The sequence below is a fragment of the Streptomyces sp. NPDC032822 genome (assembly GCF_055578825.1).
Genome location: NZ_JBVIOL010000012.1, coordinates 213,917 through 225,830 on the forward strand (window position 1 = coordinate 213,917; position 11,914 = coordinate 225,830).

Consider the following 11,914-nt stretch of genomic DNA (forward strand, 5'->3'; position numbering starts at 1 on the left):
GCGAGGACCTCACCATCTCCGGCAGGCCCGACTGGCGGCAGTGGCTCACCCTCGCCTCCCTGGTGGCCCTCGTCGTCGGCGCGCTCGGCTTCCACCTGGAGATCGGCTTCCTCGCCCTGGCATCCGGCGCACTGCTGGCCCTGGTCGACATGAAGCGGCAGGAGAAGGCCGTGGACGGCGTCAGCTGGTCCACCCTGCTTCTGGTCGCGGGCATGATGACGTACATCGCCATGCTGGAGAAGGCCGGCATCATCGAGGAGATCTCCGAACATGCCGCCAACCTGGGCGCCCCCGTCGTCGTCGCCCTGCTGCTGTGCTTCACCGTGGCCATCACCTCCGCCTTCGCCTCCTCCACGGCGATCCTCACCGCGATCATCCCCATCGCGGTACCGCTGCTGCTCTCCAGCCACCTCAGCGCCGCCGGACTGATCGCCGCGCTCGCCGTCTCCACGACGATCGTCGACACCTCTCCCTTCTCGACCAACGGAGCACTCGTCCTCAGCAACGCCCGTGGGGTGGACACCCGCCGCTTCTACCGCCAGGTCCTCGGCTACACCGGCGGGATCGTCGCCCTCGGCCCCGTCGTCGCCTGGGGCGCCCTGGTCCTGCCCTGGTCGTAGCAGAGACCGCCCACGGACAGCACAGGGCGCCCTCCGTCCTGCTTCTGTGTGCAGGACCGACGAGCCCCCCGAGCAGCGTGGTGGAGACGTCGGACATCTCGACCAGCAGCCGGGGGCCTCGCTCGTTGCGCTTCGCGGACCGTCACCCGATCGGTGACCAGCGCGAAGAAGCTCAGCGGACGACGGTGCGAAGGGTGTGTCAGCGTGTGACGTCGAACGTGGCGGCACGGGGCACGAACGTCGTACCGCCGTCCTTGGCCGTCGCCAGTGCCGAGACGTACCAGGTGCCCTTGGCCAGTTCGGCCGCCTGCTGCTTCGTGACCTTCAGCGTGTAGGTGCAGTGGGTGGTCTCGTCCGAGGTGCTCCGGCACTTGGCGCTGTCGACCTCGCGAAGCTCCGCCTCGGTCGGGTCGAGCTTCGAACTCGCGGGCCAGGCAATGACCTTGAGGCCCCGGATGCCCGAGTCGTCGCTCACATCCACGGTGTAGGCCAACGAGCCCGCGCCGCTGTCGGACGGAGCCGCGTAACGAGCCGAGCCGTTCTCCAGGGTCGGCTCCGTGGGTGCCGAGGCCAGGGCGATGCCGCCGGCGGCCACTCCGCCGAGGGCGACGGCACCGATGAGTGACGAGAAGAGAATGCGCTTGGACATGGGAGATCCCCCTGAATGGTTGGAGAGTTGCGTCGGATACACCGAAGAGCGTGGAAGTACCGCTGGTGGAGCCGGTCTTGGAAGCGGCCGTAGAAGCGCCGGCCGACCACGTTCTCGATGTGATCGACACTAGGGCCGGGGACAGGGAGCCGTCCTCGTGCTGCGGGACGAATAGCCCGTCGAACCACAGGTAGAGACTCTGCAACCCAGGTAAGAGACCCGAATCCGCCTCCAGTCGGAGCCGGTCCGCTCACCTGGAGCCATAGCCTTGATCCGTCATGAATCGAACCGACGACCGGCTGTTCCCGGTCCTGCTGATCTGCGCCCAGGCCGTGGTGTGGCCCGGAGCGCCGCTGGTGCGCGGGGCCGTTCCGGCCCCCACCATGGCCTCCCTTCTCGTGGCGGCCCTGGTCGCCGCGGTGGTGACGGCCACGCTCGCCCTGCGCCGTAGCCGCCCGGTGGCCACCCTCGTCGTGGTCGCCGCCGCCTGCGCGCTGGGTGCCGGGCCGCTGCCCGCCGGGGCGGTGGCGGTGCTCGGGACCGCGGGTGTCGCGCTGGCGCTGTTCACGGTGGCGACCGAACGCGACGCCTTCACCGCCGTGTTGTGTGTGGTGGCGCTTGCCCTCTGGCAGCTCCTGCAGGGCATCAGCCTGCACGGGCTCAGCGACCGCGACGGGCTCGACCTCGTCCTGACCGTTGTGCTGTACGCCGCCGCCGGTGGCGCCGGCCTCCTCGCACGGCGGACCCGTCGCGCACGGCGAGCGGCCGGACAGGTGCTGAAGCGGGCCGAGTCCGAGCGCCATCGTCTACCGGCGGTCGAACGGCGCCGTATGGAAAGGGAGTTGCACGACGTCAGCGCCCACCATCTGACGGCGGTGGTGGTCACGGCGGGTGCGGCCCTCGGGTTGCGCGACCGCCGTCCCGAACTGGCCCAGGAGGCGCTGGAGTTCGCTGTCGAGACCGGCGGCGAGGTCACCCGCGCGCTCGGCGCGGTACGAGCACCGGCGCCCTCCCGAGGGGATGTGCCGTCACCGGAGGAGCGCCTGCTGGACCTGGTCGCCGGGTTCCGCCGCCTGGACCAGCGGGTGGACTGCGAGATCGACTCCCTGCCGGACGGCGCCGTCGCGGAGGCGGCGTACGGCATCGTGCGCGAGGCCCTGACCAACGTGGCCCGGTATGCCCCCGGCGCGCAGACGAGGGTGCTGTGCCGGTACGGCGACACCCGCACGGACATCGTGGTCACGAGCACGCCCCCGCCGGCCGGCGCGGTGGCGCACGGTGCGGGACTCGGCGGCGGTCGCGGGCAGGGCTTCCTGCGCTCCCGGGCACGGGAGGCGGGCGGCACGGTGCACAGCGGCCCGACGGCGGAGGGCGGTTGGGAGGTACGGGCGGTACTGCCGGGCCGGACGGCCACGACGGTGGAACCGTCGACACCGAGGACCTACCGCGTGGCACAGGTGGTGGCCGCGACGGGCCTGGTCCTGCAGCCGCTGCTGCCCGTACTGGTCATCCGGGCCGAGGAGACGTCGAACACGACGCAGGTGTCCGCGGGTGTCTTCTTCGCCCTGCTGGCGGCGGGCCAGGCGGTCGCCCTGCTGTGGCTGCGGAGGGCTCCGCGGACGGCGTACGGGATGCTGCTGGGGCTTTCGCTGTTGTGGCCGGTGGCGATGGCGATGGGGCACTACAGCGGCCCGGTCCTCCTCCCGCCCGCGCTGAGCCTGTTGGCCACGTGCGCGGCCCTCGTGAGGGAACCGACCCCAACCGCGACGCCCCGAACGAGGCGCGGAGTTGTAGCGAAATCCGGCTCCGCCCCGAGCGGGGTCCCCCAGGCACGGGAGAGCGACCGGCCCACACCCGGCCGCGGCTACGTCACGACGCTTCTCCTCACGGTGCTGGTGCACGCCTCGGCCGCCACCACCGCGGTCCTTGACCGCGGCACAACGGTTCCCATCTGGGCGGTGATCGCGGCAACCACAGCCGGCGCAACCCTCACAGTCACCGGGGCTCACCTGACCGGAGGCCTGCGCATCCGGCGCCGGCAAGCCGACCTCCGCGCCCACGACGAGCGCCTCGCCGCGTGGACCGAGGAGGCCGTCCGTGACGCCTGGACCGAGCGCCGCCGCATCGCCGCCGGTCTCGAAACCACCGTCCTGGCCCGCACCGCCGACATGGTCACCGAGGCGGCGGCGGGCCGACTCGACGCGACAGCGACCCGCGCCCGTGAGGCCCTGGCCGCGATGCGCGCCCTGCTCGACACCGTGCGGGAGGGCGAGACCGGGGCCGAACTGCGGCCGCAGCCCACCCTCCAGGCGCTCGATCTGCTCGCCCACCAACTCCGGGCCACCGGCCGCGACGTCGAGATACGGCTGACCGACCGCGTACCGGAACGGCTGCCCACCGCCGTGGACCTGGCCGCCTACCACGCCGCCGAGACGGTACTCACGGCCGGCGGCGAGGAGCCTGCGATGCTCGAACTCGACGTGGACAGCGATACGTTGACGCTCACGGCCACCGGGGTGCCCCGCGCCGCCGACTCCGCGGTACGGCAGCGACTCATCACGCGGGTCGCGGCGCTCGGCGGCACCCTGACCACCGGCCCGCAGGGAACGGTCCACCTCCGGCTGCCACTCACCGTCGCGCAGGACAACCCGGACAACGAAGAGAGACACCGATGAGCCTCAACGTGCTGGTCGTCGACGACCAGGGCATCGTACGGGCGGGGTTCGCCGCCGTGATCGACGCCGAGGAGGACATGACGGTCGTCGGCGAGGCCGCCGACGGCGCCGCCGCGGTGCGGCTCGCCAAAGAACTGGCTCCCGACGTGGTCGTCATGGACGTACGCATGCCCGAACTGGACGGCATCGCCGCCACCCGCATCATCACCGGAGGGGCGAACGCGCCCAGGGTCCTCGTCCTGACCACCTTCGACCTCGACGCGTACGTCTTCGACGCGCTGCGCGCCGGCGCCTCGGGCTTCCTCCTCAAGGACGTACACCCCTCCCAACTACTGCAGGGCATCCGGGAGGTGGCGGCCGGCGAGAGCGTACTCGCCCCGTCCGCGACCCGCCGCCTCATCGGCCACTACGCGTCCGGACCACCCGCCGCGGTCCCGGCCGGGAGCGCCCCCGAACTGGACAGCCTGACCGGCAGCCAGCGGGGCGTCCTCACCCTGGTCGCGGCCGGACTCACCAACACGGAGATCGCCGAGCAACTCGGCATCACCGTCGGCACCGTGAAGTCGCACGTGAACGCACTGCTCCGCAAGCTCGGCCTACGCGACCGCGTACAGGCGACGATCCTCGCGTACGACCTCGGCCTCGCCCGCCCGAACCCGCCCGGCTCCCACCTCTGACCACCGCGACCGACCACCCCTACGCAACGAAGGAGTCCTCCCCCATGACCGGCACCGATACGGATACCGATTCCGGCCGATCCGCCACCCGCCGACTGCTCGACCACGTCGGCGTCGTCGCCGTCGCCTACTTCGGCGTCTGCGTCGTCCTGCTCGTGTGGGCACTGGTGGTGACCGCCCTCGACAGTACGGACGAGTCCATGGCCGGCGTCATCCCCCTCCTCGCCACCGCCCCTGTCAGCCTCGTACTCCTCGTGCTGCCGGACCACAGCGTCATGGCCATCATCGCCGTCGCTCTCGGGGCAGCGGTCAACACCGCGATCATCAGCTGGTGCACCCGCGCACTGCGCCGCGGCGGTCGCACGGACTAGAAGGAATCGCGGAAGTCCGGTGCGGCACAGCCCTCCCGAAGAGGCACGAGCCTGTGACGGCATGCGGCGCAGCCTCGTGGGCCCTGCCAGCCACAGGCAGCCCGCGGAATCCATACCGCCCTTCCCGCGGAGCGCGTCGTCGGAGCACGCGCAGGGTACCCTGACACCTGCGCAGAATCGCGCATACCGCCTGCCTAGGCGGGTCTGCGGATCGGCGCGGATCCGGCCGGGGTCGACACCCTTGCGGTGGACAGCAAGAAGCTGCCACGGCTCGGCCCGGGGCCCAGCTGTGTCCCGTTCAGCAGAGGGGTCGGTACGCCTGAGGAGTCGCCCAAAGGGCTCGCTTTCACCCGTCTCGTTCAGTAGGGCCCGCCAGGCGGATAGCGTCCGCTGGAACCGGTCAGTTGAACGCACGCAGCACGAGCCGCACCACTGCCATGACTCCTCGCCAGATCCAATTGAACAGTCCTCCCGCCACAGCAAGATCGGCGGCGTCTGCAGCAGCGTCCAGCCGGTCCGACTTGGAACGACACCGGGAGCAGGAACGGGTCCAACTGCGCTTACCCGCACCGCACTTCTTACACTTCGCCATAATCTCATCCTCTCCTACCGCCGCATCCCTTCCTCATGCCTCTTGGGATACGGTCGCCCGCGCGACTCTCCGCCCGGCTCGCCGACATCAAGGCCCAGGAGTCCAACCGGCCGGCACGGAAATCACCTTCGGCCCTCGTCTACCGCGTCCTCCGCGAAGGGGCCCTGGGAGCGCGCCTCCCGCCCTCGGCAACAGCTCCGGCAGCGCCTCTTCGTCACCCCGACATCCACGCGTGCGTCGCACGCCACCCCCCTTGTAGCGATGCCGGCCAGTAGATGCCCGGTGCCGCCGACTCCCCCAGCCCCCCTACCCGCCCCGAGCAGCCCTCAGGATTCCCACAAGGTTCCAGCCGAGGGGCCAGGACGTGTCCATGCTGCCTTCCTCTTCCCCCTGATCCTGCGTAGCAGCCTCTCTGACCGGGACGGGAGGCCGCATCACCCCGAAGGAGGACCTGCTTGTCCGCCCTGGGGTATACCCGCCCAGCGCACCGACCACCGCAGCCCCTGGCACCACACCGGCACCTGCGACTTCGCCGCCTCCCTGCCCACTGGCAGCCCGGCCGTTCCCCGCGCCTCCTGGACACCCTGCGTGTCTGCAGCGCTCTCACAGCTCGAAGTCAGCACCACGGCAACCCGCCTATGAGCGATCTTCCACTCCTGCCCGTCGTGCGCGGCCGCGGCCGGCCCGGCCTGGATCCGGTCGGCCGCCTCCCGCAGTTCGTCCACACGGCGACAGGCAGCAACCTCCTGGCGCTCCAGCAGTCCGACAATCGAAGGCATCCGCGGCCTCCCCGGGAACGACCTGGCGGGCCACCACTCCCACGGAATCACCGGTCTCCTCCCTGACCAGCGAAAACGCGGCAATCACGTGCGGGCAGACAACAGCTTCTCAGCGAAAAAACGGCCTTGGGGCTGCGGGCGGAGGGGAGGCCAGAAGCGTCTTCGCCGGGTTTGAGTCGGGCGGTTCGGCCTCTGTGGCGGCCGTATCCCGCGTATCGCCCGTACCCTTCGTGGTGTCCACGGCGTCACATAGCGGGCGCCAGACCACTGGAGGCAACACCAAGTGCTGATCGCTCAGCGTCCGTCCCTGACCGAAGAAGTCGTCGACGAGTTCCGCTCCCGGTTCGTGATCGAGCCGCTGGAGCCGGGCTTCGGTTACACGCTCGGCAACTCCCTGCGTCGTACGCTCCTCTCCTCGATCCCGGGTGCGGCGGTCACGTCCATCCGTATCGACGGTGTCCTGCACGAGTTCACCACCGTGCCGGGCGTCAAGGAGGACGTCACCGACCTGATCCTCAACATCAAGCAGCTCGTCGTGAGCAGTGAGCAGGACGAGCCGGTGGTGATGTACCTGCGCAAGCAGGGCCCGGGGCTCGTCACCGCCGCCGACATCGCGCCCCCGGCCGGTGTCGAGGTGCACAACCCCGACCTCGTCCTCGCCACGCTCAACGGCAAGGGCAAGCTGGAGATGGAACTCACGGTCGAGCGTGGCCGTGGTTATGTCTCCGCCGTGCAGAACAAGCAGGTCGGTCAGGAGATCGGGCGCATCCCGGTCGACTCGATCTACTCGCCGGTGCTCAAGGTCACGTACAAGGTCGAGGCGACCCGTGTCGAGCAGCGCACCGACTTCGACAAGCTGATCGTCGACGTCGAGACCAAGCAGGCCATGCGTCCCCGTGACGCCATGGCGTCGGCCGGTAAGACCCTGGTCGAGCTGTTCGGTCTGGCGCGCGAGCTCAACATCGACGCCGAGGGCATCGACATGGGCCCGTCCCCGGTGGACGCCGCCCTCGCCGCCGATCTGGTGATGCCGATCGAGGAACTCGACCTCACCGTCCGGTCGTACAACTGCCTCAAGCGCGAGGGCGTCCACTCCGTGGGCGAACTCGTGGCGCGGTCCGAGGCGGATCTGCTCGACATCCGTAACTTCGGCGCGAAGTCCATCGACGAGGTCAAGGAAAAGCTCGCCGGTATGGGCCTGGGCCTCAAGGACAGCCCGGCCGGATTCGATCCGACCGCCGCCGCCATCGGCGTGGACAACGACGCGGACGCGGGCTTCGTGGAGACCGAGCAGTACTGAACACCGCGCTGCGCCGACCATGGAGACACCCCGCGTACGGGGACACGAGAACCTCCACGCTGTTTCCAGCCGGCCGGGTGACCCCGGCCGGGTCGGCGCCCGCGCGCGGGTGGATCGTCACCCTGTCCGCACGTGGTGCGGGCTCGTTCCGTCAACGGCGGCTCGGCCCGTGCGGACGGGCGTTCCCTCATGGTCGAACATCATGCCTTCCCACCTTCCTGATGCACTGGGCGATACGCGTGTCGGTGGGCTTGCGGCGGATCGACGAGGGTCACCAGACGGCTCGGTCCGGTGCCGTCCACGGTGGTCCGAGCAGCGGAACGGCCGCCGGACCGGCCGTCGAACCGCAGGGCGATGTTCTCGGGGTAGAGCCTGCCGAGCAGGGCCAGCACGACGAGGTCGTCCTGGCCACGGCCCCCGTCGACTGGCGCTAGAAGGCGCTCAGCCCGTAGTGCCCCACCACCCAGTGCACCGGCTGGAACCAGGTCCGGTAATTACCCTGGGCGCTGTTGCACGACGCGCTGTCCGGAGTGTTGCTCGCGGAGGTGATGCCGAGTGCGTAGGTCCCGCTCCACAGAGGGCCGCCGCTGTCCCCTCCAAGGGCGCAGTGCGAAGTCTTGATCATGTTCTTCCGGACCACGCCGTTGCTGTTGGTCATGGTCTCGCTCGGTGACAGCACCTCGCCGACGAGGTCGCTGCTGGTGGCACCGGCGCGCTTGGACACATCACCGTCGTCGGCATAGCGGGAGTCGGTGATCTCGTACGTGGCGCCGGCCGCCCTGACTGCCCCGTAGGCGGCGACGTCGGTGTTGTCGTCCTCGTTGTACTTGACCACGGCGTAGTCCTTCTGCTCCTTCGCGCCGGAGTCGTACCATTCCGTCCGCTTGCCCAAATAGATGTTCCCTTCCTCCCTGTGCCAGAACAGGTCGTTCGCGGTGTCGGCACAGTGCCCGGCGGTGACGAAGTACTTCTGCCCGGCGGAGTTGCGGACGTTGAACCCGAGGGTGCATCCCACGCCGCTGTCCGCCGAGACGATCCCGATGCCGCCGTAGGACGCGTAGGCGGTGTCCCGGATGGAGCCGGTGAGATTCTCCACGCGCACTTCGTCGCCGTAGCCGGCGACGAAGGCCATGAGCCGCTTCTCGTCAGCAGGGGAGACACTGCCGAAGATCGAGACGGTCACCTGATTGGTGCTCGGGTCGATGCCCCAGGCGGTGTTGGGGATCGGGTCGGTTTCGGCGATCCGATCGTCGAGAGCCGTGTGAACGGACTTCAGGGCGGCGGTGCTGTACTTCACTATCTCTGCGGTGCCGCCCTCGGCCCGGATGGTCCGGGCGGCGGCCTCGTCGGTGACGGCGACGACGAGTTGTCTGGAGTCGTTGTAATAGACGCCGGCGGTACGGTCGGTGCCGATCGTGGCGGCCAGCGCCCGTGCCCGGGCCGGGTCGGTGATCGGGGCCGGCGTCGGGGCTGCGTTCGCGGTCGGCGAGGCAAGCACCCCGAACAGGCTGCAGATGGCCACCGTCATAGCCATCGACGTGCGACGGGTCAGGAGTTTCCGCATGGGCTTGTTCCTCCGTCGGTCAGGGACCACGGCGTGGTCGATCGCCGTGTACGGAAGCAGAATGGTTGCCGGGTACGGGAGTTGTCGTTGTCGGCGAGTCCACAGAAGCTTTGCGCTGCGTCCACTCCGGCCCCGCGGCTCACACCGACGCCACTGGTTCCCGGCCTTGCGTGAGGCCCTCGGGTGCCCTGGTGCGTACGGCCCTCCACCCGACGGGCCTCGCGAGTCGCGGCCTGCCCCAGCCGCTGATCGATCAGATCATCTCGACACACGCGGGGACCGTGGCGGAACTCGGCCGGATCGCCGTCGACGCGGACGCGGGAACGCCGAGCTGGGCACGGGCGTCCCGACCGGCTGCCGGCCACCAACCACCGCGCCCACGGCGTCCGGTACCTCCACGACTGCTACTCGATCGCCGACGACACACTGTGGGGCGTCAACCGCCACCAGAAAGGTGCCGTGAACACGCTCGCCGCGCTGAAGTCGATCCGCACCGCACGCCCGTCTGCGGTGGCGCAACGCCAACGCACACCACCGCGACGTCCTGACCGCCGAACGCAACGAACGCGCCTGCACCCAACGAGAAGGGCATCCGCATCGACGGATGCCTCACCGGAACCGGACCATCCCTCACTCCGACGACTTCATGAGTCAAGCTCAGTAGCGGCCAGCACTGCCGCGAGTCCCTCTTGCAGATCCTTGACGAAATACTCGGGAACCTCCAGCGACGGGAAATGTCCCCCGGCTTCGGGTGACCTCCATCGGACGATCCTTCGGTACCGCTCCTGTGCCCAGGGGCGCGGGCACTTCTCGATGTCGCGGGGGTACACAGTGATGGCCGACGGGACGTCGACCCGAAGTTCGGGATCGAGCGAGTTGTGGCTTTCGTAGTAGATGCGGGCCGCCGATGCGCCGGTCCGCGTCAGCCAATACAGGGTGACGTCGTCAAGAACCCTGTCTAGGGAAATCGTCTCGAACGGGCTGTCTTCGGTGTCTGACCACTCGGCGAACTTGTCGAGGATCCAGGCCAGAAGTCCGACCGGTGAGTCGACGAGCGAGTAGCCGATGGTCTGCGGTCGGGTCGCCTGCTGCTTTGCGTACGCCGCGCGGTGGCGCCAGAAGTCGCGGGTTTCCTCGGTCCATTTACGCTCGGTCGCCGTCAGCCCGTCCGTTGTCAGCCCGGGCGGCGCCTCAGCGAACAATGTGTGGATGCCGAGTACGTGCGCCGGGAACCTGCCGGCGAGCACCGTGGTGATATTTCCTCCCCAGTCGCCGCCGTGGGCCAGGAACGTGCTGTGGCCGAGCCTCCCCATCAGTTCCACCCACGCGGCCGCGATCCTTTCGGTTCCCCACCCGGTGGTGGCCGGCTTGTCGCTGTAGCCAAAGCCTGGAAGCGACGGGACCACGACGTGGAACGCCGGCGCGTCCGCGCCTTTCGGATCTGCCAGCTCGTCCACCACATCGACGAACTCGGCAATGCTGCCCGGCCAACCGTGCGTCAAGATCAGAGGAGTGGCATCTGCGCGCGCGGATCGGCGGTGCAGGAAGTGGATTCCCAGATCATCGATGGTCGTACGGAACTGGCCGATCCGGTTGAGTCGCTCTTCGAACGACCGCCAGTTGTACCCGGTGCGCCAGTAGTTCACGACATCGACGAGGTCGGTGAGAGGAACGCCCTGCTCCCATCGGCGAGGGTCGGGCGCGGCGCGGCGGACCGTCTCGGCCTCCGGCAGCCGCGCCGCGGCCAGCCGGGCGCGCAGGTCGTCAAGGTCAGCGTCAGTTGCGTGGGCTTCAAATGCTTGCACGTCGCTGGTCGGACCGGGCATGAGACCTCCTGGCCATCGCGGAACCGGCTACAACCTGACGCGAACCGGCTAAGACGGTTCTAACAGGCCTCTGCGTCGGCACGCAACCAGCTAAGGTGGTTCCATGCGTGCTGGATTCCCTGACTTCCGCCTCGGTAGCGTGTTGGCGACCAGCTTCACGGGGACTCTGTCGGAGCGTCACGGCGACGCCGTGGAGCGCATTCCCACGCCGCACCGACTCATCGACTGGCTGGCGGTGAACGGCCTCACCGTGGACTCCTGCACCACCGCACAGCTGGACCTCGCTCGGGAACTGAGGGAGTCGATTCACGCCGCCGCGACAGCAGCCGCGCTCCAGGACGCTCTCCCCGCGTCTGCTGTCCAAGTCATCAATGACCGCAGCACTCAGGGTCGGGCCGCGGCGATCCTGACGCCCGAGGGCAAGCGGCGATGGCGGCTCAGCTCGGCTTCCCGCGTGGAAGACGCCCTCAGCGTGATCGCCGCCGACGCGATCAGCATCATCGCAGGCGAACGAGACGGAAAGCTGGCCCTGTGCGCATCGCCCACCTGCCAGGCCGCCTTCTTCGACACCAGCCAGAGCCGCACCCGCAAATGGTGCGACATGAACACGTGCGGGAATCGTCAGAAGAAAGCGCGCTTCCACGCCAACCAGCGCAAAAACCCCAGATCAGCGGAGTGATCGTGCCCTCGGTACATTCAAGTGGGCCCCACGCCTGCGACACCTCTGTCGCGCCGGGCACACCCCAACGGCACCGCTGAGAGCCATTGTCGGCGACGGGTGAATCGTGACCCTCTGACGGCGGATCAAAACTGACCCACTTCGTGGTCTTCTGACCAACCTGATCTTGATCGAAGGTCAGG

Annotated in this window: 10 protein-coding genes; 6 read left to right on the plus strand and 4 right to left on the minus strand. The window is 69.1% G+C overall.

Features of this window, described 5'->3' with window-relative positions:
* Positions 1 to 14 precede the first annotated feature (14 nt).
* Positions 15 to 620: an SLC13 family permease gene (locus ACZ5VD_RS30860; RefSeq protein WP_468684007.1), complete on the plus strand. Its 606-nt coding sequence runs from the start codon at positions 15 to 17 to the stop codon at positions 618 to 620.
* A 199-nt stretch (positions 621 to 819) separates the two neighbouring features.
* Here the strand turns inward: ACZ5VD_RS30860 and ACZ5VD_RS30865 are convergent, their stop codons facing one another.
* Positions 820 to 1,269, minus strand: coding sequence for a DUF5707 domain-containing protein (locus ACZ5VD_RS30865; protein WP_468554084.1), 450 nt, complete (start codon positions 1,267 to 1,269; stop codon positions 820 to 822).
* A 278-nt stretch (positions 1,270 to 1,547) separates the two neighbouring features.
* Between ACZ5VD_RS30865 and ACZ5VD_RS30870 the strand changes: the two genes are divergently transcribed.
* The 4 genes from ACZ5VD_RS30870 to ACZ5VD_RS30885 all read left to right on the plus strand — a co-directional run bounded on the left by ACZ5VD_RS30870 (position 1,548) and on the right by ACZ5VD_RS30885 (position 7,663).
* Entirely contained in the window at positions 1,548 to 3,944 is a 2,397-nt protein-coding gene (locus tag ACZ5VD_RS30870; protein ID WP_468683987.1) for a sensor histidine kinase, read from the plus strand.
* Positions 3,941 to 4,621, plus strand: coding sequence for a response regulator (locus tag ACZ5VD_RS30875; protein WP_468554086.1), 681 nt, complete (start codon positions 3,941 to 3,943; stop codon positions 4,619 to 4,621). The genes ACZ5VD_RS30870 and ACZ5VD_RS30875 overlap by 4 nt, the downstream gene beginning before the upstream one ends.
* Before the next feature lie 44 nt (positions 4,622 to 4,665).
* Entirely contained in the window at positions 4,666 to 4,992 is a 327-nt protein-coding gene (locus ACZ5VD_RS30880; protein WP_468683989.1) for an SCO4225 family membrane protein, read from the plus strand.
* 1,654 nt (positions 4,993 to 6,646) lie between these two features.
* Complete coding sequence (locus ACZ5VD_RS30885) at positions 6,647 to 7,663, plus strand: DNA-directed RNA polymerase subunit alpha (protein WP_468552523.1); 1,017 nt, start codon at positions 6,647 to 6,649, stop codon at positions 7,661 to 7,663.
* A gap of 200 nt (positions 7,664 to 7,863) precedes the next feature.
* On the opposite strand, the gene ACZ5VD_RS30890 is transcribed toward ACZ5VD_RS30885, so the two are convergent.
* The 3 genes from ACZ5VD_RS30890 to ACZ5VD_RS30900 form a co-directional block, all read right to left on the minus strand.
* The gene (locus ACZ5VD_RS30890) at positions 7,864 to 8,055 is read right to left on the minus strand and encodes a hypothetical protein (protein WP_468683992.1); all 192 of its coding nucleotides are present in this window, start codon (positions 8,053 to 8,055) and stop codon (positions 7,864 to 7,866) included.
* A 38-nt stretch (positions 8,056 to 8,093) separates the two neighbouring features.
* The gene (locus tag ACZ5VD_RS30895) at positions 8,094 to 9,227 is read right to left on the minus strand and encodes a S1 family peptidase (protein ID WP_468552524.1); all 1,134 of its coding nucleotides are present in this window, start codon (positions 9,225 to 9,227) and stop codon (positions 8,094 to 8,096) included.
* Positions 9,228 to 9,871: 644 nt separating this feature from the next.
* A complete protein-coding gene (locus ACZ5VD_RS30900; RefSeq protein WP_468683993.1) occupies positions 9,872 to 11,053 on the minus strand; it encodes an epoxide hydrolase family protein in 1,182 nt (393 codons plus the stop codon).
* A gap of 103 nt (positions 11,054 to 11,156) precedes the next feature.
* Here ACZ5VD_RS30900 and ACZ5VD_RS30905 point away from each other — a divergent pair, with 103 nt between their 5' ends.
* A complete protein-coding gene (locus ACZ5VD_RS30905) occupies positions 11,157 to 11,732 on the plus strand; it encodes a CGNR zinc finger domain-containing protein (RefSeq protein WP_468683995.1) in 576 nt (191 codons plus the stop codon).
* Positions 11,733 to 11,914 lie beyond the last annotated feature (182 nt).

What these genes read in the sequence shown, in the direction of transcription:
- ACZ5VD_RS30865 (WP_468554084.1), bottom strand. Translation starts at nt 1,269, where the DNA reads ATGTCCAAGCGCATTCTCTTCTCGTCACTCATCGGTGCCGTCGCCCTC.
- ACZ5VD_RS30870 (WP_468683987.1), top strand. Translation starts at nt 1,548, where the DNA reads ATGAATCGAACCGACGACCGGCTGTTCCCGGTCCTGCTGATCTGCGCC.
- ACZ5VD_RS30875 (WP_468554086.1), top strand. Translation starts at nt 3,941, where the DNA reads ATGAGCCTCAACGTGCTGGTCGTCGACGACCAGGGCATCGTACGGGCG.
- ACZ5VD_RS30880 (WP_468683989.1), top strand. Translation starts at nt 4,666, where the DNA reads ATGACCGGCACCGATACGGATACCGATTCCGGCCGATCCGCCACCCGC.
- ACZ5VD_RS30895 (WP_468552524.1), bottom strand. Translation starts at nt 9,227, where the DNA reads ATGCGGAAACTCCTGACCCGTCGCACGTCGATGGCTATGACGGTGGCC.
- ACZ5VD_RS30900 (WP_468683993.1), bottom strand. Translation starts at nt 11,053, where the DNA reads ATGCCCGGTCCGACCAGCGACGTGCAAGCATTTGAAGCCCACGCAACT.
- ACZ5VD_RS30905 (WP_468683995.1), top strand. Translation starts at nt 11,157, where the DNA reads ATGCGTGCTGGATTCCCTGACTTCCGCCTCGGTAGCGTGTTGGCGACC.